Raw genomic sequence first — 25,910 nt, 5'->3', positions numbered from 1 at the left:
AAGTTTAAAACCGGCTTATCTATCCCCTAAATGGGGTATTATCATTCGGACAATACGTTTCGCATCGGCCAATTCATCATTTTCCGGGGATTGTGTCGGCGCGGAATAAGACTGTTCATATAAAAATTTATAAGGATTCATACTAAAAAGCCGCAAAGACACCCCTTGCGGTTTTATTTTTGGAGAATTAACGGCCGCGGCTCCCTGATAATCCAGGAGGGCTACTACAAAAAAGTCGGCTCCACCCCGGACGGCATCTTCCAGATTCTCCCGGGCTTCGTCGGGAATTTCTTTGCCCTGGGGATTAGGCAGCCGCATAATGGGGGCGTTACTAACGATATGTCCCGCGTCAAAAAATACATCCAAGAGGATGGTTTCCCAGAGATTTGAGGATTCGTTAACCGGATTCCCCTCCCGAATCCCCGTTTCTATGACAAGAAAAGAAATATTAGCGGCAAAAATTTGAGGGACCAATAAAAACAATATCATGACCAGAACATATCCCCGCTTTATAAAACCCATCGAAGCCTCCTTTTTTACTATCGGCAAAAAACCGGGTTTCTATAGGGGCTGTTTCAAAATACGACCCCTCTTCCTCTGTTCAAGGTAAATGGCTTTGTCCCGAGCCGGCAGCCGCCCAATATTGCGGAAGGAGGTTTTTTGTGGTATTAACCTGACATGAAGTATTATACGGCTCAGATAAAGACCAGAGCCGAGGAACGGTATATCAGGCTTTTTAAGAGCCGCTACCCTGAACTACCGGTGGAAATCTACTTTCCCAAACGGACCCTTGATATACGCCGCAAGGGGGTTTGGGTTCATACCACCCGGGGTATATTCCCGGGGTATATTTTTATTGAATTGGAAGCGGGTAAAAATATTACCGACTATCAATGGTATTTCAGGAGAACCGACGGATTTTTTCGTTTTTTGGAATCAAATCAGAATATTGTAGCCCTGGAAAACGAGGACCTTAACCTCGTCCTCCATTTTATCAAAAAGGTCGGTCCCGTGGCGGGAAAATCCCGGGTCTACCTGGATGAAAACTCCCGGATTGTGGTACTAGACGGCCCATTAAAAGGACTGGAGGGAAACATCATAAAGGTCGATAAAAGAAAAGGGAGGGCAAAGATCAAACTGGATCTCTATCATGAATCCTTTGCCATTGATTTAGCCTTTGAATATCTGGAACCAGCGGCAATACCGGTTGATAAGAGACCACAAAAGAACTTTGTTCAATTTATATGAATACCATAAAAGCGGGACGCCTTTATATTATCGGCGCGGGATTTGCCGGACAGACCTTGGCAAATGAAATCAAGACCAAGGCCATCTTTGGGGAAGTGGTGGCCTTTCTGGATGATGATCCGGAAAAAATAGGCCGAAAAATTGACGGAATCCCTGTCCTGGGTCCAATTAGGGATGTGGCCCGGCTCCTCAGGATGAACCCCGCCGACGAAGCCGTCATCGCCATTCCCAGCGCTTCCCGGGAATACCTCAAGGAACTCTACGGAATCCTCAAACGGGCGGGGTTTGATCGTATCCGAATCTTACCGGGGATATCCCAAATTATCGAAGGGGATGCCCATCTGATACAAACCCGTTCCATTGACCCCCAGGACCTCCTGGGCCGTACCCCGGTAACGGTAAATCTGAAACAAAGCCTCTCCTATCTCCGGGGAAAACGGGTCCTGGTAACCGGGGCGGGAGGTTCCATCGGCAGTGAGCTATGCCGGCAACTCCTCTCCGGAGGGGCATCCCGGCTCTACCTTTTCGGGCATGGGGAAAATTCAATCTACCAGATAGATCGGGAACTCAGACTCCTCCAGGATGAGGGGGTGGGTGAAAAAGCTACCCTGGTGCCCATTATCGGGGATCTTAAGGATAGGGATTATATTGATTATATCCTGGGACGGCTCAAGGCGGATGTGATCTTCCATGCCGCCGCTTATAAACATGTCCCTATGATGGAAGAAAACCCTGTGGCGGCCATTGAAAATAATGTTTTCGGTACGGATAACCTGGTCCACGGGGCCCGGAAACATGGGGTTAAGCGGTTTGTCCTTATCACCACCGATAAGGCGGTGGATCCTGTTTCTGTCTATGGGGTTTCCAAAAATCTCTGTGAAGGGCTTGTTTTGAACGCAGCGGCCGCCTCGGAGCTTAACTTTATGGTGGTCCGGTTCGGAAATGTCCTGGGTTCCCGGGGATCCATCGTGCCCCTCTTTCAAAAACAAATCGAAAAGGGTGGACCGGTTACGGTGACCCATCGGGATATGCGGCGCTGGTTTATGACCATTCCCGAAGCCTGTTCCCTGGTTCTAAAAGCCGGCGGAGTGGGGGTAACCGGGAATCTCTACCTGTTAGATATGGGGGAGCCGGTATGGATTCGGGAAATGGCGGAACAGATGATCCGGTTTTACGGGTTTGAGCCGGAACGGGATATCAAGATCGAATATGTGGGACTGCGTCCCGGGGAAAGACTGGATGAACGCCTTTGGAGTGCGGATGAAACACCGGTGGCTACCGAATTTAAGCGGATCCTCAAGGTAGAGCGGAATAGACCTTCCGTTGTGGATGTTCAAGGGCTTTTAGAAAAGCTCAAACCCCTCTGTCACTTTGATCCTAAGCAGCCGGATCAATACCGAAACACCGAAAGCCTTTTTGAGCTATTGGGAGAAGCCTTTCCAAGCTTTAAGAAGGCGGCGTCCCTGAAAATACCGGTCGGCCATGGAATTTGAATATATCCCTTTTGCCCGCCCGCATGTGGGAAAAGAAGAGGAAGAAGCGGTACTCCGGGTCCTCCGTTCAGGCTGGCTTACCACCGGTATGGAAGCCTTGACCTTTGAGAAGGAATTTGCCGCTTTTCTGGACGGTCCGGAAGTAAAACCCTCCGATGCAGTCCGTGCCCCGGGGCCCCCCCCCCTGCAAGCCCTGGCGGTAAATTCCGCTACCAGTGGCCTTCACCTCGCCCTGGAAGCCTGCGGTATAGGCCCGGGGGATCCGGTTCTCCTGCCGTCCTATACCTTTACTTCCACCGCCGAAGCGGCCCGATATCTGGGGGCGGAACCGGTCTTTGTGGATGTGAGCCCCGGTTCTTTTCATATGGACCCCACTGCCCTGGAAAGGACCCTGTCCCGCCTGGACGCGGGGCTTCCCGCCTATCCCCAACGGGGGGGATTCGGTCCCCGAGGAAAAGCGGCGGCGGTGATCCCGGTCCATTACGGCGGCCTTCCCTGCGATATGAAAGGGATCATGGAAATTGCCCGGCACCGGGGGCTCCGGGTCATTGAAGATGCGGCCCATTCCTTTCCCTCCCGAATCCCCGGTAGTCCGGGGGGAGCCGGAACCACCCCTCCCGATACCCTTACAGAAACCGGCGCTTCCCGCACAGATTCCTTTGCGGGAACTATCGGGGATGTGGGGGTGTTTTCTTTTTACGCTACCAAAACCATTACCACCGGGGAAGGGGGGATGGTGGTCAGCCGGGACCAAACCCTGGCGAAGCGGATCTCCATAATGCGCAGCCACGGAATAGACCGAGCGGTTTGGAATCGTTATACTGATAAAAAGGCTTCTTGGTATTATGAAGTGGTTGAAGCGGGGTTTAAATACAATATTCCCGATCTGCTGGCGGCCCTGGGCCGGGTGCAGCTCAAAAAGGCCCTTTTTCTCTTGAAAAAACGGGAGGACATTGCCCGCCGGTATGACGAAGCTTTTGGCGGGGATGGGCGTTTTTTCCTTCCCCCCACCGGCGCCGGGGATGCCCGGCATTTGTACCCGCTGCGGCTCAACTTGGAAGAACTTTCTCTTACCCGGGAGGACTTTATTGAAAAACTCCAGGAGCAGGGGATCGGAGTTTCGGTACATTTTATTCCCCTCCATACCATGCCCTATTACCGGCGGCGGTATGCCCTGGAGGCGGAAGATTTCCCCGAATCCCTCAAGAGTTTTAAGGGGGTTATTTCCCTGCCCATTTGGCCGGGAATGGAAGAAAACCACGTTGAAAGGGTTATTAAGGCAGTGAAAAAAACGGCCGCTAGGGGCTAAAGCGGGCCCGGGGTTATATGGACAGATCCTTATTTATGAGTGACATTTTTTTAAAGGGTTCCTTCTCCGGCATAATCATCCGCTCACCGACCGCCCGGGGCCGGCTTAGGGGGATAGAATTCCCCCGATTACCCACCGCCTATACCCCTATCAGGGCGGAGGATATCCCGGGAAAAAATCAGTTGGACGGTTTTTCTGTCCCGGTTCTGGCATCAGAAATGGTTTCATATATCGGCGAACCGGTGGCGCTTCTTATCGGCCCGGATCGGATCAAACTTGAGGAATTTGCCGGCCTCTGCAAGGTGATGGTAGAAGAGGATACCCCGTTTTTTTCCGCCTATTCGGTTCCTCCCGAATTTATTTTGGCAAAGCGGGATATTACCCGGGGAGACCCGGAAAGGGCCTTTAGAGAAGCAAAAGTCGTGGTAGACGGGATATACCGTACCGGTATTCAGGAGCATTGGTATGCGGAACCCCAGGGCGCGGTAGCGGAATATCACAAACCCACGACCGTTGGAAAGGAAAAAATCATTATCCATACCGCGACCCAATGGCCTTTTCATGTTAAACGATCCGTGGTTTCGGTACTTAACCTGTCCCCGGATGACATAACGGTCCATCCTTCCCGGATCGGCATCCATTTGGACGGAAAAATTTGGTATCCCTCCCTGGTTGCCTGTCACGCAGCCCTGGGGTCCTATATCACCAAAAAGCCGGTAAAAATTATCCTCACCCGGGAAGAGGATTTTCAGTATACCCCCAAAAGAAACGGCAGCGAAATCCGTATCCGCAGCGCCCTGGGGGAACAAGGGCAGATCCTGGGAACGGAGATCAACGTAACCGCCTGTTTGGGGGCCCAGGGGGTTTTTATTGACGAAATCCTGGATCGGATCTGTCTCGGGGCCCTGGGGTCTTATAAAATCGCCAATCTTAGGATAGAAGGAACCGCGGTAAAGACCAATATCCCCCCAGGGGGTCCCTTCGCGGGGTTCGGGTTATCCCAGGGTTTTTTTGCCATGGAACGGCATGTTTCTCACATTGCCGATACCCTACGGCAGGATCCCACGGAATGGCGGAAGTCCCATTTTTTTTACCGGAACACCTCTTTGGGTATTGGGGTACCCCTAAAAGAACACGTTCCCCTGAATGAACTTTTAGATACCGCCGCGGGTATGAGTGACTATCACCGTAAATGGGCCTCCTATGAATTGCTTCGTATTCACCGCCGGGAAAAAGGCGAGGTGGACAAAAACGAGCGCCTCCGGGGTGTAGGGATTGCCACAGCCTATCAGGGAAGTGGATTCCTCTACAACGGAATCGACAAAGGTTTTTGTTCGGTGACATTAACCCTGGAAAAGGACGGGTCCCTGGAAATAAAAACCAGCATGGTTTCTTCCAACAAGGAACATACCCTTCTTTGGCAAAATACCGCCACAGAAATACTGGCAGTAGAACCTGACGCGGTCCGGGTGGTTTCCGATAATACCACCGCCAGCCCTGATTCGGGACCGGCCACCCTCTCCCGGAATATCACGGTGATCACCCGGCTGGTAGAACGGGCCTGCGCCGCCATACGGAAACAGCGGTTTCGGGATCCCCTGCCGATTACGGTGACCCGTACGTATCATCCCGGAAATATTACCAATTGGGAGGGAAAACCCCTGGATCATAATTCCCTCTCCCATTTGGGCTGGGGAGCGGCGGTGGTAGAGGTAGAAATAGACCCCATAGAATATACCCCCAAGGTCCGGGGAGCATGGCTCGGTGTTGACGGGGGGAGGATCCTCTCGGAAATACGGGCCCGAAGATCCCTGACTTATTCGGTTATTCAAGCCCTGGGATGGGCCTCCCGGGAACATATAAACTATGAGGAAGGGGTAATTCCCCGGGAACAGATCCACGGGTATAATATTCCCACACTCCAGGATATTCCCTCAATACATATAGATTTTATATGGAATGATGTGCTTACCCCCAAGGGTATCGAAGAAATACCCTTTAGCTGTGTGCCCGCGGCCTATGTCCAAGCCGTTTCCCAGGCTTTGGATCACAATTTTGAAAAGATACCCCTGGACGCCAAGGATATTTGGGAAGCGAAAAAACTCAAGGGGAAGGAGACCCAGCTATGACCATAGGATTTATCCTGAACGGTGAAGACGTAACCGTTCGTACCGAGGCGGACATCCGCCTTCTGGATATACTTCGGGATACCTTTAAGCTGTTTGGGGCTAAATGCGGGTGTCTCACGGGAATTTGCGGGGCATGCTCGGTGATCTTTAATGGAGATGTCGTACCCTCCTGTCTTATTCCGGCCTTTCGAATCCGGGGATGCGAGATTATAACCATAGAGGGATTTTCCCAAAACGATGAGTATCAGGACATACTCAGGGGGTTTTCCCAGGCGGGAGTTGAAAACTGTGGGTATTGTGACGCCGGAAAGATCCTGGCGGTGGAAGCCCTGTTGGAAAAGATCCCCCGGCCTTCTAAAACCGATATAACCGCGGCCTTTAACGGCATACGGTGCCGCTGTACGGATCCTACCCGGCTGGTGGAAGGGGTATTGCTCACCGCCGACATACGGCAGCGGAGGTTGTATGGACGTTCCGCATAGCCAGGTGTTTTTTCCCGGAAATTTACCGGAACTGTTCTCCGCCTGGTCCCGTTATCCCAACGCGGTTCCCTTTGCGGGGGGAACCGAACTACTCTGGGGACAGGGCAAAACCACGGTCACCTTGCCGATCAATATCCTATCCCTGGATAAATTAGCCGATCTCCACCACATAACCCGGACGGAACGGTATCTGGAAATAGGCGCCATGGTAAAAATAAGCGAGATAATCAACCTGGGCAAAACCGTTCCCGAGGTGTTGCGGCAGACCCTAAACGGTATAGCCGGTCCCCAATTACGGAATATTGCCACCATCGGCGGTAATATCTGCCATACTTCCCGGCATATGGATGCATCCGCCGCCATGATAGCGCTGGATGCCCGGTATGAATTACGGACCGCCCAGGGGGCACGGTGGATTTCTGCGTCCCGGTTTTCTGCTTTTTCCAGTCCTTTGGTCTTTAATTCCCAGGAGTTGTTTACCCGGATCCGTATACCCCTGGAACAATGGGATTATTCAATTTATAAAAAATTTGAGGGCCCCTATGTCGGTATTGAATCGGGGGGAGTTGCGGTATTTCTGGTAAGGGTTCAAAAAAATATATTAACCGATATCCGGATGGTTTTTGCGGAAAGGGCCATCCTGCGGGATAAAAACAGCGAAAGCTTTCTTGCCGGAAAGCGGCTCCCCTTGGACCGAAAGGATACCCTGAACTATGTGGAGCTCTGGAAAACCTACCTATCGGCGATTGAACTAAGCGGGGAACTGATAAAGGCCCAGCTCCTTAATTTTATTGAATCAACCATTACCGATTTATCCTAATCCTTATGACAGGGTGGTTTTTTCCGGGAGCCTTTTGTTGAAATTACTCCCCTGGGATGATATAATAACGAGCCGGTTTCAAAACTCAAGTTTTTTGATATCGGCCGGGAAAAGTGGTCTAAAATCCGCTTTTCCTCTTAAATTTAAGGTGGCTGTTTCAAAACCATGGCCCTTCCGGACTATCGATTTGGAAACAGCCTCAACGAATAAAGTACCATGATTCGGGAACACCGTTTTACTTTTGGAAAATTTATATCCCAGGTTCACCTGCAAAAACAACTACCCCAGGCGGATGATATCTTTCAGGATGAGCCGGCCTTCCGGTCCATCCTGATAAGTGATACCCATACCGAAGCCGTCGCCCTTAGAATAAGGCAAAATCATGATATTCCCCTCTGTGTGTTGTCCGGGGGAGAAGCCGCTAAGGGGTGGCCTGCGGTGGAGCGGATCCTGGCCGCGGCAAAAACAGGAGGACTCGGCAGGGATGGTCTTTTTATAGCCGTAGGAGGAGGGGTCGTCAGCGACCTTGCAGCCTTTGGGGCTTCTATTTTTATGCGGGGCTGCAAGCTCTGTATCGTTTCCACCACCTTGTTGGGCATGGTGGATGCCGCCCTGGGCGGAAAAACAGGGTTTGATCTGTTTGGAATAAAAAATCTTGCGGGAACCTTTTATCCCGCCAGGCATATTTACCTGCCCCTGGAAACCTTGACTACCCTTCCCCGGGAGGAATGGAAATCCGGTATGGCGGAACTTATTAAGACCGCCCTGCTGGACGACGGGGAGATGGGGAAAGCCCTCAGGGTCCTGGGGACCGGGTTTAGCCGGGGGGATCTTCTACCGGAGTATGAGGAATTGCTTTTTGAACTTATTTCCGCTTCCGTAAAAATTAAAGGCCGAATTGTCGAGGCTGATCCCCAGGAGACCGGTACGGAACGGGCCCTGCTCAATTGGGGTCATACTTTTGCCCATGCCTTGGAATCGTCCGCCGGGCTGGGAACTATATCCCACGGAGAGGCGGTGGCCTGGGGACTTGTCCGTTCCTGCGAATTAGGTCATCATATAGGTATTACCCCCAAGGAACGGGCCATGGATATCATCGATCTGGTCCGTTCATTTGGGTATGAGATCACGACTCCCCATCCAAAGATGGGGGATAAAGCGATTTTTATGAAGGCCCTCTGGGGTGATAAAAAACAAAAGGCCGGTAAATTGCGGTTTGTAATTCCCATGGCCCAGAGTGTCCAAATCATACAGGATGATTTAATTGAAGATCGATTTTTACCACCCCTCATTAACGGAGAATATGCCCTATGATTTTCAAGAAACGACTTTTTTTTATCTTTTTTGTATGTTGCTTATTCTTCACCCTCTATGGTCAAGAGGCCGAAGGGGTAGTCCCGGACCAAACTCCGGAAAGTTCAGCGGAATTAAATCCCGAAATTCCGCTTAACGGAATCGATGAATCACAAATTGATGAAGCGCAAGATGAATCTCAAATAGTATATTATATTAGAGCCGTTACCTTTGATGTCCAGGGAAGAACCAGGATATCCGCCTTGATGGAAAAAGGGGAATTTGTCCTTGGGGAAAACATTACGGGAAAAAATAACCTTGAAAATTATATAACCCGGAAAACCCAGCTCCTGCTTAACCAGCGGGTCCTTGAAAATGTACAGATTGAATATACCCTGGCCGCTGTCGATGAAAACGGTCTTATCCCGGTGGATCTGCGCATCAATACCACCGATACGTTGAATATCATAGTCCTCCCCGAACCTAAATACGATTCAAATTCCGGATTTGAACTTACCCTTAAAGCCCGGGATTATAATTTTCTGGGGTCCATGTCCCCTTTACGGGTCGATCTGGGGTATTCCTATGACGAAGAAGGCAAACACAGTGTTTTGTTGGGAATTGATTCGGATATCCCTTTTCGGGCGTTTGGATTTAATTGGAATCTGAATTTTGATCATGAATTTGATTACACCCAGGAAAAACCCCTCTATTATAAAAATACCACCGGCCTTTCCATGGATCTTCCCTTTAAAACGACCTCCTTTACCTTTGGTTTCAACCAATCAATCCTGGTGAATGAAGAGAATAATACCTCCGACATTATTGATGATGGTCCTTATTTTCAGGATCGCTGGTATATGTCCAGTGAACTTTACAGTCAATGGAAAATACCCTTGGGTATAACCGTGGGCAGGTTTGGTCCCTTAACCTATACCCCAAAATTAACCAGTACCATAAATTACCGCCCTAACGGGGAGTTGGGAGAATACCGGGAGGGGCCTTCCCTTACTCCCAGTCAATCCATAGGATTCGGCGAAATAAACTGGATAGGAAACTACCGAAAAGGACTGGAAATTTCCCTGCAAAATTCCAATACTTATAACATATACCGGACCAGTTGGACCAATAGTATTTCCATTTCCGCCATCGGTCATCTTCCTTTGGCGGAGGATATTGGAATTTCCGGCCGGTTTATGTACCGGCAATGGTTTTTTGATTCAAAGGCCATACCGGCGGTTTTTGGAAACGGATATTACCGTGTGTATTCCGATGGAGGAGACGCCCTGCGGGGAATTAAAAACAATCAGTTGCCGGTAAATTATATGTTATCTATCAACATGGACTTTCCGGTACGGCTTTTCCGGTTTGTTCCTTCCGAATGGTATAATAACCCAAAACTTCATTTCTTTGATTTTGAACTCCACGGATCACCCTTTATTGATGTAGCCCTGGCAGAGGATCCGGTGCATAACCGGAGCTTTTCATTTAAAGACACCCTCGTCGCCGGGGGAGTGGAAGCAATCGTTTTTCCCCTGGCCATGCGCAGCTTCTATCTGCGGATGAGCCTTGGTATGGATCTGAGAGAGTTTTTAAGAACCGGTAGATTTTTTCCCAGCGGCGGCCGGGAATTATTTATTGGGGTAGGTCATTTTTATTAAGCGGTAGTCCTTATGGTCACAGGACCTAGGGACCGCCGGGGCAAGAAGGAGTGCCTTTATGGGCAGGAATGTAATCTTTATATGTCTCTGGCTTATCATCACCACCAGTACCTTTGGCGCCTCCCGATCTTTTACCGATATTTTTCCCCATTTAAATGAGGAGAAAAAAAACCAAGTTTTTTCATCCACCGGTTATTCGGAATTTAACCTGGCATCCGCGGGTTTGCAGCTCTTGCCCGTTTCTAAATCGGGAATGTCTATTTCCGTCCCGGTGTTAAGCCGGAGGCCCTCCTTTTTTGTGGAAAACCTTTTGGTTTGTCCCTATACCCACCGGTATTCCGGTCTTATTACCGTGTATAATGCCCTGAGCAGGGTACAAGGTTTGAGCGGCCGGGTACACCGTAACGATGTACCGGGGAAGGACAATCCTGTTTTTAAGGAAACAACCCGTATTGAAAACACCCGAAGGAACAATCCCCTGCCGGATCCTCTCCCGGCTACACAAATTCCCCCCACCGAAACCATATATATGCGTCTAAAGGATACGAATTTCGGTAATTCCTACTATAGGGCGGAACTCATCGCAACCCAGGATGAGTTGTTTTATACCCTATCCAACTTCAAAAGCATTTATATGGCCATATTTCCGATAATTAAAGAGGATAAATTTATTGCCCAACTCTATATCGAGCCGTTGTCCGAAGGGGTTTTAATTTATAGTATTGTCGGTGCAGAGATTCCTGATATCGTCATGTCCAAAATTGAACGAGTATCGAACATGATCAAAAAAAGAATGGATGTCATTGTTGACTGGCTCGTTGACGGCATAAGCTAAGCCTTCCAAAGCCGCAGGATCAACCGGGTTTAAAAGCTTCCCCATAAAAAAGCGGGCGCAAGCCCGCTTTTTTCACATGAACCTAAGACTGCTTGACAAGCAAAATTTGTCTTTAAAATTACGGCTGCCGGCCCATCCGGTTTTTTAAACAGCCTTGAGAAGGCACGAGCTTATCGTTTAAACCGCAAACTCTCCAGGGTCGCATCCCCCCGGGCGATTTCAAACCACAATTCGGTTCCGGCCTTTTCCCGTAAAACCCGATAAAAGGCGCTCTGATCCGGAACGGTTTCCCCGTTGATCTTCAAGATTCTATCCCCCTGTTTAAGGCCCACAATCGACGCGGGACTGTCGGCGATCACCTGGGCAACCAAAAGCCCTGTGGCATTTTTATCAAGATTCAGGCTGTTCCGGACCGCCTCGGTAAGGGGGACAACATAAACCCCGGGCCACAATTTTTTGTTATCCGTGGATACCGCTTCGGTACGGGCTTCAATACGGACATTAATGTTTTGAGAAGCCTTATCCCGGATAACGGTAAAGGATGCCCGTTCCCCGGGTTTGATATCCCCCACCATCATGGTTACCTGATTGACGGTCCGGACTTCCCGGCCGTTAACATGGGTGATAAAGTCCCCGGGCTGGATTCCCCCCTTGTCCGCGGGGGAATCCAGGAACACCATAGAAGCCAGGGCTCCCCGTTTACCCTCAAGCCCCAGGGCTTGCAGGGTTTCCCGGTCAGGCTCTATCAGGGAAACCCCCAGCCAACCGTAACTGATTTCACCCTTGCTGATAAATTCATCGATGGACCGTTTCGCGTTATTGATGGGTATGGCAAAACCCAGACCTACGGAACCGCCGTTGGTATTACTGGCTATCCAGGTGTTGATCCCGATAACCTCTCCCCGAATATTAACCAAGGCGCCTCCGGAATTCCCCTGGTTGATGGAGGTATCGGTTTGGATAAAGTCGTTGATATTATTCGCCGGTCCTCCGGTCCGCCCCACGGCGCTTACAATACCCTGGGTTACGGAAAACATAAATCCCAGGGGATTTCCCACGGCAATGGCCCAGTCCCCAACCTTGACCAGGTCCGAATCCCCCAATACCGCCAGGGGAAATTTATCGGTGGTTTTAAAGGAGACCATCGCCAGATCCTTACGCTCGTCCTTGCCCACCAATTCTGCGGAAAACTCCTTGCCGTCGCTGGTGGCCACAGAAATTTCGCTCACATCCCCTACCACATGGTTATTGGTAAGGACATAGTAGGTATCCTTTTCCTGCCGGACTATGATACCCGACCCCAGTCCCTGGGACCGGTATTCCCGTTCCTGGCCCCGGTTATCAGGGGTCCCTTCCCGGGGGCCGAAAAAGAATTCCCAGGGAATGCCGTTAAAATTGGGAACCTGCTGCCGACGGATAGAAACGGTCTTAATCTCCACCACCGAGGGGAGTACCTTTTCCGAAACCGAGCGAAAGGCGACCTGGAGGTTTTCCGCAACCGAAAGGGCGTCCTGGGGAATCACCACGGAGTTTTCCTGGGCCCGGGCGGTCTTCGCCTGAGAAGGGGTGGAACACGAGAAGGAAAGGAACGCCAATGAAAAACCAAAAATTACCCCAATGAGTACCAAATTAAACACCAAAAGGTTTTTCGATGACAACTTCCGGATGATATTCATACTGCTCTCTCCTAATGATAAAAATGTTATAAAATGAGCCTGTTTCAAAATTCATTTTTTTGAAACCGACCTTGCAAAAAGCGGGTTAAGCCCTAAATTAAGCCGGTCCGCTGAAAAATCATAAGAAGCGGTAACAAAAAAACCCGATTTTGAAACTGCCTCATATATATTAATAATAATAAATTATCCGAATAGTTACAGCTTTATCCTTGAAGGGTTTCAATACTATCGGTTAAAACTTCGGTACGATCCCTATAAACGACTACGGTATGTTCCCAATGGGCGGAAGGTTTATTATCGGTGGTAACTACGGTCCAACCGTCTTTCATAACCTTAACATCCCCGGTTCCTAGGTTGATCATGGGTTCAATGGCTATTACCAGGCCGCCGGTCATCCGCGGGTTTGGACCGTGGGGATAATTAGGAACCTGGGGGTCCTCATGAACCTCCAGCCCTACCCCATGACCACAGAAGTCCCGGACCACCCCATAGCCCTGGGAATGGGCATGGGCATATACCGCCCGGGCAATTTGGAGAAGCCGGTCACCGGCTCTGGCCGCCGCGATTCCCCGGTAAAGACATTCCCGGGTGACCGCGTTAAGCCGGCGGGAAACCTCGTCCACCCTACCCGCTTCCACGGTTACCGCCTGATCGCTGATATACCCTCCCAGATCAATGCCGCAATCCAGGGAAACCAGGTCCCCCTCGGCTATTTTTCGCCGGGAGGGAATTCCATGGATCACCTCCTGGTTGATGGAAATACACAGGGCCCCGGGAAAGGGGTTGTTCTTTGGCCCGTATCCTAAAAAGGCGGGACGCCCTCCCCGCTGCTTTATCCAGTTCTGGGCCCATTTGTCCAATTCTATGGTTTCAATCCCCGGCTTAACCAGGGGGATAAGTTCCCGGTACATGGCGCTGAGCATATGGCAAGACCGGCGGATACCCTCGATCTGTTTTTCGTTTTTTAAACGGATCATGGCTTATACCTGTAACATTCTGCGGAGCCGTATGGTATTGGGAAGGCCAGGATCCCGCTTCAGGGCTTCCCGAAATACGGCTTCCGCACCCCGGAGTTCCCCCAGATGGATCAAAACTTCCGCCATGGAACGCATCCACCGGGCCTCGTCCTTGGGAGAAAAACCCATTTCCAGGAGGGTTTCGATACACTCCACATAGATTTCTGGCTCCACCGATGGTCTAAGCTTCAACCGGACAATTTCTTTGAGAAAGGTTTCAACCTCGCCCATAAAGTGACGGAAATAGGGCAGCCGTCGTTCCTCCCTAACCAGGGCGGTTAAAAGCATAAATGCCTCATAATAGCATTGCCGTTTTTCCAGTTCCTCCGCTAGAATAAAGGTACAATCCATCCAGTCTTCCCGATCAAGGTATTTTTCCATGGGGAAATCCAAGCCCCCCTGGGACCGCCAAATAGCCAAGGCCTCCTCCTCTTCCAGGTGGAGGAGGCTAAAAAATACCAGCTTGGCCTGACTCCCGGGATCATCGGACCGTTCCCGGAGGAAATTCCGGTAATCAAAATGATAGGCATCGATAAAACGGCCATAGGCCCGGTCATATTCATAGCGCCTTTCCCGGTCCGAGAGAACCTCGTAGGCGGTAAGGAGCTTCCGCATCTCTTCCGCCGCCGGCGCCCCGGCAATGTCGGGATGTAAGCGCTTTGCCTGTTCACGAAAGGCTTTTTTAATATCCTGGGGGGAAGCGTTTTGTGTTATCCCCAGGAGACTATAATAATTATCCATCATGTAAAAATATTACGGGAGAAACAAGCCTCCGCCCTCCCTATGCTCCTATCCGTTTCCCTAAAAATTCCGCCTGGGCGGCGGAGAGAATAATATCGCTCCAATTCACCAACATTCCCTCCTTTTCCATGACCCGCATGAGGTTCGATAAAGCTTTTGCGGTAAAGGGGGTGGTTTTTTTGAGAAAGGCGGCACTTTTTTTGCCACCCAAACTGCCGGCCGCCGCCAATACCTTGGGGATCACCTCGGGAAGTTTTCCCCCAAATAACGATACCGGCTCGGCGGTAACCACGATATATTCATATCCCGGCAGCCTGAAGCCGTCTCCGGTCCAGGCATCCAATACATCCACCCGGTGCCCCATGGATTCCATACCCTTTGCCAGGGCGGTCACATAATCGGGAACCGCTTTTCTCACCGCCGGAGCGCTTATAATTGCTATCCTCATACCCTACATCCTTGGGCTTTGGGCTGCGAAAGAAGCCCCCCCTTAAGCCTGTTTATAAATCTGATCAATAGACGGCTCCTTTACTAAAAACACCGAACATTTGGCATTCACCATGATTTCCCGGTGGGCGTGGGAGATAATATCCCGGGCGCTCCGGTCTTTTTCCCATCCCCCCAAAACGATGAGGTCCGCCTTTTTTTCATCCGCCACCCCGAGAATTTCCGTATATACCGCGCCCCGACGCATTTCCCGCTCGATCTTTACGCCCTTTGCCCGGGCTAATTCCTCCACAAAAGAAAGATACCGCTCCCCATTTGCCTCAAGACTCTTTTCATAGTCCAGACTTTCTTCCTGAATAAAGATTTTACTCAGGGTAAGCTGACGGATAGTGGCGGTATCCACTACATAGGCCGCGGAAAGGCGGCAGCGGTAAAGCTTTGCCATGACGATGGCATACTTGGCGGCCAAGATGGAAGCGTCGGAACCCGAAACCGCAACAACAATATTGGAAAATAATGGCTTAATCATGCTTTGCCCCTAAAGGTTGCACTGGCAACTCCTTTCTTTTTTAATAATTTGCTGGTGAAGAAGGCATCCCGGTCCCTTTCTTCAAGCGCCGATTCAATATACTGTTTGGTATCCCTGGCGGTGGGGATCACCATTTTTTCAAGGGCGTTTACCCTCCGCTGAGTTTTACGCACCTCCCGGGCAAGCCGCCAGGTAATGGTTCTGACCGCCGCCAATTCGGTGAGGATCTTTAATAACTCAAAGAATTCTAACACGGTTTCGTCACATTCCGCAAATGAATTCGCCGGAGAATATTTTAATTCCGCATTGGGAAGGCGGACTTCAAGACTGGGGAGGTTCATTCCCGCCACAAGGATCCGTTTTTCCCGCAGGTCAAAACGATAGCGGATATTCTGAGAAAGCCGATCCGCCCGTTCCCTTCCCACCACGATGAGCATCCGTTTTAACGCGGGATACGCGGTGGCCACCCGGGCGTCTAAGTCCCGTTCCAGGAGTTTTACCTGCTCCACCTTCTGCATGAGTTCCATGACCAGGATCTCCCGCTTCTGTTCCAGCAGGTCATAACCTTCCTCGGCGGTGGCAAGCCGTTCCTTTACCCTGAGAAGATTGCTTTTTGTGGGGGCTATCTGTTCCCGGGCCAAATTCCTTTCTCCATGATTTACAATCTACAATATTGAGAGGGGTTTAACAATACAAAAGACGGTATTTTACCTCCTATTAATTGAAGGCCCTGGTTTAAAATATCGAATTTTAAACCAGGGCCGCTAACCCGGAAAAAGAAGGGAATTCCGATCCTTCCTGTCTTAGCCGGATAAAGGGCTAAAAGACCGGATCCTTGGCATAACTATTGACTTCCTTTCCGGGGGGGATTAAACTGCCCTCATAGAGGTTTATTTGGAGGATAGTATTACCATCGTTTTGGACAGTCGGGAGGTTCTGTCCGGAGTATGCGGCGCCAATGACGGGAACCTGAAGGTTATCGAAGGATCCTTGGGGGGGCGTATCGCTACGAGGGGGAACGAGATCCGGCTTGAAGGGGTTGATGAAGCCAGGGCCCGGCGTTTCCAAACGATGATGGATAGCCTAATAGCCGCAGTTCGGGAGGGACAAAGTCCTTCTCCGGAATATGTCCAGGCTCTGGTCGGGATACTTCCCCCCTTTGGATCGGGGGACAGGGTACGGTCCCCGGAGGATGACGTTTCGGAGGAAGGTCAAGAGTTGAAGGAGGGGGAATTATCCCTTAAGGCCGGCCCGGAGCTTATGCGGGAAGCCCTCATTCAAATTCCCCATGGGTTTAACCGGGTTTTTCCCCGGACGAAGAATCAGGCTCTGTACATCCAGGGTATCCGGTCCCACGATATAACCTTCTGTGTGGGGCCCGCCGGGACGGGAAAGACCTATCTTGCCATCGCCGAAGCCCTACGGCTGGTATTATCAAAGACAATACGCAAATTGGTATTGACCCGTCCGGTAGTGGAAGCCGGGGAAAACCTTGGTTTTTTGCCCGGGGACCTGACGCAAAAGATTAACCCTTATCTGCGGCCCCTCTATGACGCCATGGAATCCCTGATACCCTACGAAATTATACGCCGGATGGAGGAAACCAGGTCCATAGAAATCGCTCCCCTGGCCTATATGCGGGGGAGGAGCCTCAACGACAGTATGATAATTCTGGATGAAGCCCAAAATACCACCAAAGAACAGATGAAAATGTTCCTTACCCGAATTGGACAAGGGGCCCGGGCGGTAATTACCGGGGATACCACCCAAATAGATCTCCCAAAGCGGATCGATTCCGGGCTTTTACATGCCCTTTCCATCTTATCCGGGATAGAAGGACTCCATGTGGCTTATCTTAATACCGCCGATGTGGTCAGGAATCCCCTGATTAAGAAAATTATACAAGCCTATGATAATGAAAAAAAATAATGCCGATCTGGGCGGCAGCATCTTTTTTAAAACCTTAAGACCTTCCCGGCTTAGACTGGGGCCTGCCCTTGCCACGGTTATCGCGTTTATCTTTTCCGCGCTGGTGATAATCACTGGTATGCGAAAAGACGGAGGTTTCCACCGGAATTTACGGGAATTTGAAGCGGGTAAGGTAGCCGAGCGGGACGTAACCGCGGAAATATCCGTTTCGTATATTGACGAGGAGGCCACCGCCCTCAGGTTGGCGGCTCAAGAACGGTTGGTTCCGGCGGTGTTTAAATACAATCATACTTCCAGCGCTGAGATGCGGACCGCCTATGAAGAGTTCATCACCTTCTCGAAGGAGCTTTTTCAAAGGAACGTTTCTTTAGAGGCCTATCAATTCGCCGTCCACGCGGAATTTCCCGGAACCTTTTTCAATGAGGCCCTGAATGTTTTTTTTAATACCCCTGACCGGGATGCCTTTAGCATCCATAGTTTATTCATTTTGGAACACCTGATTGAGATCGGTATTTTTGCCCTGCCGCAAACGGGCCTGGAAATGTACAATCCTGATTTGGTGGAGCTGCTCCATAATTCAGGCTCCAGGACCGAACGGGAAAAGATACCCTTTAACCAACTCCTCACTAAAACCAATGTACGGGAAGAAGTGACCCGGTTTATTGCCGGGGCAGATTACCCCGCCGCCTATGGTTCGGTTCTTCCGGATTTCCTTTCCCCCTTTATCAAAGAAAATGTCTTTTTTTCACGGGAAGATACGGAACAGCGCCTGGCGGAAGTCCGGGCAAATCTTGAGCCGGTTAAGAAAGAGATCCAACGGGGGGAACAAATAATACGAAAGGGATTTATCATAAGTTCCGAGGATATGATTAAGCTCCGGGCCCTGAATATGTCCTTTTCCGCTAGGGACCCCCGGATTATCATCGGAAATATCCTGATCCTCCTTTTGCTTTACGGCTTATTTGTTTTTTTAGGGAGTTGCCGTACCGTGGGCAGGCTCTTATCTCCCCGGGAAGTTTACTTTTTATCCGCCCTGGTGTTCGTTTATTTTACCTATGCGACGCTGGTAAGCGGTATTACCTTTGAAATCCGGGATTTTCCGGTGGCTATCCTGATCCCCACCGCCCTGATGGTCATGCTGCCTTCCATATTGCTCGGTTTCCGAATGGCGGTTGCCTTGGCAATGGTCCTGCCCTTGGGGGCTTTTTTAACCGGGGCCTTCGATAGTTTTTCATATATCTTTGCCCTCACTTCCGCGGTTACCGCATCCTTTGTCCTTCAGGGGGCGGAACGGCGGATGGACCTGGTTAAGGCGGGGTTTGTAATAGCCGTTGCCAATAGTATCGCGGTGGTGGTGCTCCTCCTCCTTCAAAAAAGCTCCCTCGCCGAATATCCGATCATTATATTTGCGGGAGCCTTTAATGGCATCGGTTCCGGTATGTTGGTTTTAGGATTCCTCCCCCTCATGGAGCATCTCCTCAATGCGGCGACTATTTTCAGGCTGATAGAGCTTTCGGACCTTAATTCCCCTATCCTGAAGCGGCTTTTTACCGTTGCGCCCGGAACCTACAGCCATTCGGTAATGGTAGCGAACCTGGCCGAATCGGCCTGTCAGGAAATTGGGGCAAATGCCCTCCTCGCCCGGGTCGGCGCCTATTATCACGATATTGGAAAGATGGAACAGCCCGATTATTTTGTGGAAAATCAGACCGCCTATAATAAACACGATGATATCGCTCCCCGGCTTTCGGCCACGGTGATCCGCAGTCATGTAAAACTGGGGGTGGAAAAAGCCCGATGCCTCGGCCTGCCCCAAGAGGTACTGGATATCATCGCCGAACATCACGGTAATTCGGTAATAAGCTGGTTTTACCACGAGGCCCTCAAGCGGGAATCCCAGGTTAATATGGAAGATTTTACCTATCCGGGCAGACCCCCCCATTCCCGGGAATCGGCGGTGGTAATGCTCGCCGATGTAACGGAAGCCGCCACCAGGACCCTTAAAAAGCCTACCGCTTCCAAATTGGAAAAATTCATTCAGGAACTAATCATGGCCAAGGTCGAACACGGACAGCTGGTAGAGTCGGAATTGACCTTTAGGGACCTGGAAACCATAAAAAACGCCTTTGTCCGGGTCCTGGCGGGGTACTATCATTCCCGAATCGAATACCCCAAGTTGTCCCCCAAGGAAATACCGGTTTCCGGCAGCGGCCGGGGAGATTCCGAGGGGGGTTACCCATGAACCGGGTCGCGGTACGAGCCGAGGAGGTTCCCCTCCCATCCTGGGAAAACCGTCTCCACGCTTATTCCCTCCGGGTATTGGATTGTTTACACCGGGACGGCTGGGATCTTTCGGTCCTCCTCTGTAATAATGCCTATATTCGTTCCCTTAATGCCCGCTTCAGAAACAAGGACGAGGCCACCGATGTCCTTTCCTTTACCCTGGGGGCCGCCATACCCGACGACGATACGGGAAAAAGCCGGTATTTACCTGGGGATGTGGTCATATCCCTGGAATTCCTCGCGGAAAATTCGGCATATTTTCACGTTTCCCCGGATGAAGAGTTACGTCGTCTCTTAATTCATGGTATCCTTCATCTGGACGGGTATGATCATGATACCAATGACCAGACCGAACCCATGCTTCAATTACAGGAACGTCTCCTGGCGGAATTAGCCGGGGAGTATATTCTTTTATGAGTCCAGGTTTTTTTATGAAACTTTTTAAAAAAAATGATACCAAAATAGACCCTAAAATCTATCAGACCCTGGCATCGGATCAGCGGGATATGATCCGGGGGGTGATGGAGTTAACGGATACCACGGTCAAAGAAATTATGGTTCCCCGGATAGATACGGTATTTCTTTCAATAAATGCCGAGTCGGACGAACTATTACAGCGGATTGCCGACAGTGAACATTCCCGCTTTCCGGTTTATAAAGAAACCATCGATAATGTGGTGGGGATCCTCTATGTCAAGGATGTTCTGAAAAGCCTGGTCCATGATGGTTCCGTTACTATCCGGAATCTCCTGCGGAAACCCTTTTTCGTCCCCGAATCAAAACGGATCGGGGATCTCCTTAGGGAATTACGGCGCCGACGGGTTCATATCGCCGTGGTGGTGGATGAATACGGGGGAGTATCGGGTATCATCTGTATGGAAAATATCATTGAGGAGATAGTCGGGGATATTCAGGATGAGTTCGACAACGAGACCGAGGATGTGCTTAAATTAGGAGAAGGGGTTTACCTCTGTGATACCCGGGTCAATCTGGAGGATCTCGTCAAGGAAATTGGGGTGGAACTGCCGGTTGAAGATTTTGATACCCTGGGAGGGTTTGTTTTTGACCTTTTCGGTAAAATTCCGGTAAAATATGAAAAGGCCGAATACGGAGGATATGATTTTATCATTCAGGATATGGAAGGCCATAAGATCAATACGGTAAAAATAGTCCAAAAAAAAGAGGATAACCCATGATGCGGTATTCCCCGGTTCTCCGGGCCCTCCTTTTGGTTCTTTTTCCGGCGGCCCTTTTTTTAGGGGGCAGTCCCCTGCTCCATGCCCAGACCGGTGCCGCTTTTTATTACGAACAGGGCCGTTCCTATATGACCGGCGAGGACTGGTATTCCGCCGCCGAATCCTTCCTGGAATGCCTTCGGCTTAATCCGGCCCATGCCGAGGGGACCGCCGCCCTGGCGGAGTGTTACTATGAATTGGGGGAATTCGATCAGGCCCTAAGCTGGATACGGAAGGCCCGGACCCTGGCCCGGGGAAACCTGGATCTGGCCAACCTGGAGGCCTTTATCCTCGTCGCCCTGGGCCAGCTGGACAGGGCTTCGGCGCTTATCGCCGAGGTTCTTGCCCGGGAGCCCTATAACAAGGAAGCCCTCTTTGCCCAGGCTGAGTTGGATATAGCCCGGGGCAGATCGGGAGACGCGGTTGCCCGTTACCGGGATGCGGTCCGGCGTTATTCCGATGACCGGCGGGTCCTTGTCTCCCTGGCCTTGGTCTTAGGTTCCCTGGGGGATACCACGGGAGCTCTTTCCTATATTGAACGGGCCCTGGAAGCCCACCCCGGAGATTACCGGATTTACTATTATGCCGCCTATCTTAATGCCAAGGCGGAACGGTTCCCCACGGCGATCCGGTATGTGGAACAGGCCCTGTTTTACAAAAGCGGATACGGCCCCGCCCGATCCCTCCTGGCATCCCTTCGGTATCGATCGGGTCAATACGAAGAGGCCGCCCGGCTTGCCGATGAGGCCATTGCCCTGAACCGAAACGATACCAGCGCCTGGTATCTCAAGGGGATGTCATATATACGGCTGCGGCGGAATGCCGAGGCTATCTCGGTCCTTTCCACGGCTTCCGTCATAGATCCGGATGATGAATTTATCCGTTCCTCCTTGGAGGAAATCCTTATCGGCAGTACCGGTCTGGAAGATCCCGGTCGTATCCGTTGGGCTGCCTGGCATTTTTCCCGGGCCCGGGATTTCCGTTCCCGTAATCTGGTGGATCAGGCCCTTTTTGAATACCGCCGGGGTTTACGGCTGAACCCGTATGCCCAGGACCGGCGGGAATATGCGGAGCTGCTGCGGATCCTGGGATATCCTGCCCGGTATCTGGAGGAACTGCGTTTTTTGCAGGACCGGGGTATGGCGGATCCCACGATTAACGACGCGGTGGAAACCTACGATGCCCTCTTAGCCGATGCCCTCTTTAAACGCTGGTCCGTGGATCCGATTGAACTGTCCCGCCGGCACTGGAAGGTGGCGGTTTTTTCGGTGAATTCCCAATCCGCTTTTTTTCATGTCGATGCCGGGGCGGTGGCTTCCGCCTATATCAAGGATCTGCTCATCCATGACCGGAACATACAACCCATGGATCTGGAATTACGGCAGGCTTCCTTTTCCCAGGCTTTCCGGGCCGCCCGGGAGGGAGGGGCGGATTATTTTTTAATAATCACCGCCGGCGAAAGCGAGCGGGACCTTTCCCTGGGGGGGGAACTTTTTGTGGGCCGTACCGGTTCCCCGGCGCGGACCTTTTCGACCTTCAGAACCGGGACGGACCGGCTTCGGAATGCCTCCCGGAGTATCGTGGAACAACTGGGGGTATCTCTGCCCTTCCGGGGGGAACTGGTACAACGCAGGGCCGCCCAGGGCCTTATGGATAAGGGGAAGGCGGACGGGGTCACGGAAAATGCGGTCTACGAGATCGTCAAAAAAGGCCGGCCGCTGATTCTCAATGAGGGGATAGGGCTCTATTACACGGCGGAGGATGTGGTAGGTACCCTGACTATCAACAACATTGACGAAGAGGTATCCTCCGGTACTATAAGTCGAAACGGATTTTTTGACCAGGTGGCGCCGGGGGACGAAATAATTCTGCAAACCCAAAAAACGGAAAACGCCGAGTCCGGCGCCCCCATGGCGGACCCCGAATTACGGACCCTTCTGCGGACCCTGCGGTAGCAGGATATTCCTGCCTATAGGTCTCCGTGGGCGGTCATCTTCCTGGCCGAAACGCCCCCGGAAATATCGTCCAGGTTTTTTATCGCCTCATCCTCCCGGGCTTTTTTATATTCCTGCCACCGCTTCTCTCTAATTTTATCCAGAACCTTCCGATCCCGGGATGCTTCCAGATATTCGTCCCGGGCTTCCTCAACCTTGAGTTCCGCCGCCGTCGCTTCCTGTAAAAGCCGATCTTGGGTTTCTTCCAACCGGCGGATATATAAATCATGGACCAGAATGTCCGCCGTGCCGTAGGCGGGCGAAAACCGTTCCTCCCCCGCGTTGAGCCGTTCCCGGGCTAATGCTTCCAGGTTATGTTCAATAAAGGAAAGGGTCCCGACCGCTTTACCCAGCGCTATTTTCGTTTCCCGTTCCCGGTGGAGCCGCAGATCTAAGGCTTTTTCAAGTTTAAATCTAAACCTTTTCACCCTTGGTTATTCCCCTGCGGCGGGAGGGGATTTTTTATAAACCGTCATTTCCTCCACCGGTATCGCTATATTGGATATTTTCGCCAAAGCCGCAAGGGTCTCCACTACCGAAGATTTTTCATCAACCTCTTGGATAAGAAAATCATCAATCGCTTTTTTTTGGGCTATCGCTTCATCAATGGCGGGATTAGAGCCGGCATGGTAAGCCCCCACATTGATGAGGTCTTCGGCCTCAGCATAAACCGCCATGAGTCTCCGTATATACCCAACCGCCTTATTGGTAACCGGACCTGATACCACAGGAGCAAGCCGGGAAACACTGCCCAGGATATCCAGAGCGGGATAGTGATAGGCCTGGGCGAGACGCCGGGAAAGTACGATGTGACCGTCCAGGATTCCCCGGACGGTATCCGCTATGGGCTCATCCATATCATCGGCGTCCACCAGGATAGTATAAAAACCGGTGATGGTACCCCGGTCCGAAGTACCGCAGCGTTCAAGCAGTTTGGGCATAGAGTCAAAAACACTGGGGGTATATCCCCGGGTTGCGGGGGGTTCTCCGACGGCCAAGCCTATCTCCCGCTGGGCCCGGGCAAAACGGGTAACCGAATCAAAGAGAAGCATCACATCCTGTCCCTGATCCCGGAAATATTCCGCCACTGCAGTGGCCACATAGGCGCCCCGAAGTCGTGCCAGGGGGGGGGAATTTGAGGGGGAAACCACTACCACGGTCCGGGCTAATCCTTCCGGACCCAGATCGTTTTCAATAAAATCGTTTACCTCCCGGCCCCGTTCCCCTATGAGGGCGACCACATTCACATCGGCATTGGTATTCCGGGCGATCATTCCCAAAAGGGTGGACTTACCCACCCCGGACCCGGAAAAAATACCCATCCGTTGTCCCCGGCCTACGGACAAAAGGCCGTCTATGGCCCGTACCCCCGTGGCGATCCGCTGGGTTACCCGCCTTCGTCTCAGCGGGTCCGGGGGCGCCCCTGCAGCGGGATACCGCAGGGGGGACTCAATATCCCCCTTCCCATCGATAGGGTTCCCCAGGGCATCCAAAACTCTGCCCGGTAATTTATCCGAGACCTTTACTTCCAAACAGCTGCCGGAGGCGATCACCCGGCTCCCCACTTCAAGCCCGGCGGTTTCTTCAAAGACCATAAGCTGTACCACTTCTTCCCGGAGACCCACCACCTCCGCTTGGATAAGGCCCTTACCCCTGGGGACTTCGATACGGCAGACTTCCCCCATAACAACCTGGGGGCCGCGGCTTTCAATAAGAAGTCCCTGTACTTTTATGACCCGGCCCACACATTTTATGGGATCTATCCGTTCGGCGATATCCAAATATTTAGCGATGATGGTGGCTTCCATATTCAGGCCCCCAACGAAGAGGACCCGCTTTTGGTCATGGTTTTTATCGGGGACATTTCCAGGATCTTAGACTCCAGTTCCGCAAGCTGACTGGAAATCCGGGCATCCACTTCGCCAAAATCGGTTTCAATAATACACCCTCCGGGATCAACCGAGGAATCCTCCACCACTTGAACGGACTGGGTCCCTTCCAAAAGTTGTATGAATTTTTTAGTATGTTCGGTGGTTAATTTTACATCCACCAGATTTACCCTGATAATAATATTACCCCGGCCTTTGACCTTCCGCAACGCCTGGACCACATTGGAGATCACCACGTTCCGCTGGTTTTCAGAGATAATCTTGATCACTTTCCGGGAAATAAGGAGTACCAGATCGATGATCTGCTGTTCCGTTTCCCCCAGTATTTCCATCCGTTTATCCTGGGCCCGTTCAAGGACGGTCCGGGTTCTTTCAATGAGCCGCTCAACCTCGGCCTTCCCTTCGGCAAAGCCCGCTTCCCGCCCCGCTTCCCGGCTCTGGCTTTCCACCTCCTTCCGTTCGTTTTCAATGGCGCTGTGGGAATCGGCTTCAATGGCGGCGGCCTTTTCCCGGGCCTCGGCCAGGATCCGTTCCGCCTCCGCCTCCGCTTCCTGTTTCAGGTTATGGGCTTCCTCGGTTTTCTCGTTTATCTCCCGAAGGGCCTTTTCCTCCGCATCTTTGATGATCTGGTCCGCCGCCGCCTGGGCGGATTTGATCATTTTTTCCCGTTCCGCGTCCCATTGGGCTTTAAACTCCTCCGCCGCCTGGCGCAGCTCCTCCGCGGTGGGACCGGTATACTCCTCCATAAGCTGGATCTCTTCAGAGTTCTCCTCCGGAGGAGCGAGATGGGAAAGCTCGGCAAAGGTATAGGGAGGTTCGAGGAATACCTTTTCATCACTTAACGCGACCTCACCGGGCCGGAATACCGCCTTGGTCATAGCTGCCCCTTACTAACTCCTTT

The 25,910-nt window shown here is 51.5% G+C and carries 24 protein-coding genes; 14 read left to right on the top strand and 10 right to left on the bottom strand.

Features of this window, described 5'->3' with window-relative positions; genetic code table 11:
* Positions 1–15 precede the first annotated feature (15 nt).
* Positions 16–522, bottom strand: a complete 507-nt coding sequence (locus tag LQZ21_RS00560) for a hypothetical protein (RefSeq protein WP_411042143.1) — start codon at positions 520–522, stop codon at positions 16–18.
* 156 nt (positions 523–678) lie between these two features.
* On the opposite strand from LQZ21_RS00560, the gene loaP reads away from it, so the two are divergent.
* The 9 genes from loaP (at position 679) to LQZ21_RS00515 (ending at position 11,270) form a co-directional block, all read left to right on the top strand.
* Complete coding sequence (loaP, locus tag LQZ21_RS00555; RefSeq protein ID WP_411042142.1) at positions 679–1,248, top strand: antiterminator LoaP; 570 nt, start codon at positions 679–681, stop codon at positions 1,246–1,248.
* Complete coding sequence (locus LQZ21_RS00550) at positions 1,245–2,741, top strand: polysaccharide biosynthesis protein (RefSeq protein WP_411042141.1); 1,497 nt, start codon at positions 1,245–1,247, stop codon at positions 2,739–2,741. Before loaP ends, LQZ21_RS00550 begins: the two co-directional genes overlap by 4 nt.
* The gene (locus LQZ21_RS00545) at positions 2,731–4,050 is read left to right on the top strand and encodes a DegT/DnrJ/EryC1/StrS family aminotransferase (protein WP_411042140.1); all 1,320 of its coding nucleotides are present in this window, start codon (positions 2,731–2,733) and stop codon (positions 4,048–4,050) included. The genes LQZ21_RS00550 and LQZ21_RS00545 overlap by 11 nt, the downstream gene beginning before the upstream one ends.
* A gap of 35 nt (positions 4,051–4,085) precedes the next feature.
* Positions 4,086–6,179: a xanthine dehydrogenase family protein molybdopterin-binding subunit gene (locus LQZ21_RS00540; protein ID WP_411042139.1), complete on the top strand. Its 2,094-nt coding sequence runs from the start codon at positions 4,086–4,088 to the stop codon at positions 6,177–6,179.
* The gene (locus LQZ21_RS00535; protein ID WP_411042138.1) at positions 6,176–6,661 is read left to right on the top strand and encodes a (2Fe-2S)-binding protein; all 486 of its coding nucleotides are present in this window, start codon (positions 6,176–6,178) and stop codon (positions 6,659–6,661) included. The genes LQZ21_RS00540 and LQZ21_RS00535 overlap by 4 nt, the downstream gene beginning before the upstream one ends.
* Positions 6,645–7,481 (top strand): FAD binding domain-containing protein, encoded by an 837-nt coding sequence (locus tag LQZ21_RS00530; RefSeq protein ID WP_411042137.1) that lies wholly within the window; start codon positions 6,645–6,647, stop codon positions 7,479–7,481. Before LQZ21_RS00535 ends, LQZ21_RS00530 begins: the two co-directional genes overlap by 17 nt.
* A 216-nt stretch (positions 7,482–7,697) precedes the next feature.
* On the top strand, positions 7,698–8,795 hold the full coding sequence (locus LQZ21_RS00525) for a 3-dehydroquinate synthase (RefSeq protein ID WP_411042136.1): 1,098 nt from the start codon (positions 7,698–7,700) through the stop codon (positions 8,793–8,795).
* 245 nt (positions 8,796–9,040) lie between these two features.
* Positions 9,041–10,435: a hypothetical protein gene (locus LQZ21_RS00520; RefSeq protein WP_411042135.1), complete on the top strand. Its 1,395-nt coding sequence runs from the start codon at positions 9,041–9,043 to the stop codon at positions 10,433–10,435.
* Positions 10,436–10,493: 58 nt separating this feature from the next.
* Entirely contained in the window at positions 10,494–11,270 is a 777-nt protein-coding gene (locus LQZ21_RS00515) for a DUF6675 family protein (RefSeq protein ID WP_411042134.1), read from the top strand.
* A gap of 170 nt (positions 11,271–11,440) precedes the next feature.
* Here LQZ21_RS00515 and LQZ21_RS00510 read toward each other — a convergent pair whose 3' ends face one another.
* The 6 genes from LQZ21_RS00510 to LQZ21_RS00485 form a co-directional block, all read right to left on the bottom strand.
* Positions 11,441–12,946 carry a Do family serine endopeptidase gene (locus tag LQZ21_RS00510; RefSeq protein ID WP_411042133.1) on the bottom strand — a complete coding sequence of 502 codons (1,506 nt, stop codon included), beginning with the start codon at positions 12,944–12,946 and terminating at the stop codon, positions 11,441–11,443.
* Between the two features lie 203 nt (positions 12,947–13,149).
* Positions 13,150–13,923 carry a type I methionyl aminopeptidase gene (gene map, locus LQZ21_RS00505; RefSeq protein WP_411042132.1) on the bottom strand — a complete coding sequence of 258 codons (774 nt, stop codon included), beginning with the start codon at positions 13,921–13,923 and terminating at the stop codon, positions 13,150–13,152.
* Between the two features lie 3 nt (positions 13,924–13,926).
* Complete coding sequence (locus tag LQZ21_RS00500; protein ID WP_411042131.1) at positions 13,927–14,706, bottom strand: DnaJ domain-containing protein; 780 nt, start codon at positions 14,704–14,706, stop codon at positions 13,927–13,929.
* 37 nt (positions 14,707–14,743) lie between these two features.
* A complete protein-coding gene (locus LQZ21_RS00495; protein WP_411042130.1) occupies positions 14,744–15,151 on the bottom strand; it encodes a hypothetical protein in 408 nt (135 codons plus the stop codon).
* Between the two features lie 42 nt (positions 15,152–15,193).
* Positions 15,194–15,679: a universal stress protein gene (locus LQZ21_RS00490; RefSeq protein WP_411042129.1), complete on the bottom strand. Its 486-nt coding sequence runs from the start codon at positions 15,677–15,679 to the stop codon at positions 15,194–15,196.
* Positions 15,676–16,320, bottom strand: a complete 645-nt coding sequence (locus LQZ21_RS00485; RefSeq protein ID WP_411042128.1) for a V-type ATP synthase subunit D — start codon at positions 16,318–16,320, stop codon at positions 15,676–15,678. The genes LQZ21_RS00490 and LQZ21_RS00485 overlap by 4 nt, the downstream gene beginning before the upstream one ends.
* Before the next feature lie 253 nt (positions 16,321–16,573).
* Here LQZ21_RS00485 and LQZ21_RS00480 point away from each other — a divergent pair, with 253 nt between their 5' ends.
* The 5 genes from LQZ21_RS00480 to LQZ21_RS00460 are packed head-to-tail and all read left to right on the top strand — an operon-like array spanning position 16,574 to position 23,081.
* On the top strand, positions 16,574–17,608 hold the full coding sequence (locus tag LQZ21_RS00480; protein ID WP_411042127.1) for a PhoH family protein: 1,035 nt from the start codon (positions 16,574–16,576) through the stop codon (positions 17,606–17,608).
* The gene (locus LQZ21_RS00475; protein WP_411042126.1) at positions 17,595–19,850 is read left to right on the top strand and encodes an HD family phosphohydrolase; all 2,256 of its coding nucleotides are present in this window, start codon (positions 17,595–17,597) and stop codon (positions 19,848–19,850) included. Before LQZ21_RS00480 ends, LQZ21_RS00475 begins: the two co-directional genes overlap by 14 nt.
* Complete coding sequence (gene ybeY / locus LQZ21_RS00470; RefSeq protein WP_411042125.1) at positions 19,847–20,308, top strand: rRNA maturation RNase YbeY; 462 nt, start codon at positions 19,847–19,849, stop codon at positions 20,306–20,308. The genes LQZ21_RS00475 and ybeY overlap by 4 nt, the downstream gene beginning before the upstream one ends.
* 14 nt (positions 20,309–20,322) lie before the next feature.
* A complete protein-coding gene (locus tag LQZ21_RS00465) occupies positions 20,323–21,087 on the top strand; it encodes a hemolysin family protein (protein WP_411042124.1) in 765 nt (254 codons plus the stop codon).
* A complete protein-coding gene (locus LQZ21_RS00460; RefSeq protein WP_411042123.1) occupies positions 21,084–23,081 on the top strand; it encodes a tetratricopeptide repeat protein in 1,998 nt (665 codons plus the stop codon). The genes LQZ21_RS00465 and LQZ21_RS00460 overlap by 4 nt, the downstream gene beginning before the upstream one ends.
* Positions 23,082–23,095: 14 nt before the next feature.
* On the opposite strand, the gene fliJ is transcribed toward LQZ21_RS00460, so the two are convergent.
* Genes fliJ through fliH form a run of 3 tightly spaced genes read right to left on the bottom strand, consistent with a single transcriptional unit; the run spans position 23,096 to position 25,887 of the window.
* On the bottom strand, positions 23,096–23,548 hold the full coding sequence (gene fliJ, locus LQZ21_RS00455; protein WP_411042122.1) for a flagellar export protein FliJ: 453 nt from the start codon (positions 23,546–23,548) through the stop codon (positions 23,096–23,098).
* A gap of 6 nt (positions 23,549–23,554) precedes the next feature.
* Positions 23,555–24,928, bottom strand: a complete 1,374-nt coding sequence (locus LQZ21_RS00450) for a FliI/YscN family ATPase (RefSeq protein ID WP_411042121.1) — start codon at positions 24,926–24,928, stop codon at positions 23,555–23,557.
* 2 nt (positions 24,929–24,930) lie between these two features.
* Entirely contained in the window at positions 24,931–25,887 is a 957-nt protein-coding gene (gene fliH, locus LQZ21_RS00445) for a flagellar assembly protein FliH (RefSeq protein WP_411042120.1), read from the bottom strand.
* Positions 25,888–25,910: the final 23 nt, after the last annotated feature.

The organism is Treponema sp. TIM-1 (assembly GCF_046533115.1).
Taxonomy (GTDB): Bacteria; Spirochaetota; Spirochaetia; order Treponematales; family Breznakiellaceae; genus JAIRMO01.
The sequence above is the reverse complement of the archived record's forward strand: the minus strand, read 5'-3'. Positions and strand labels throughout refer to the sequence as shown.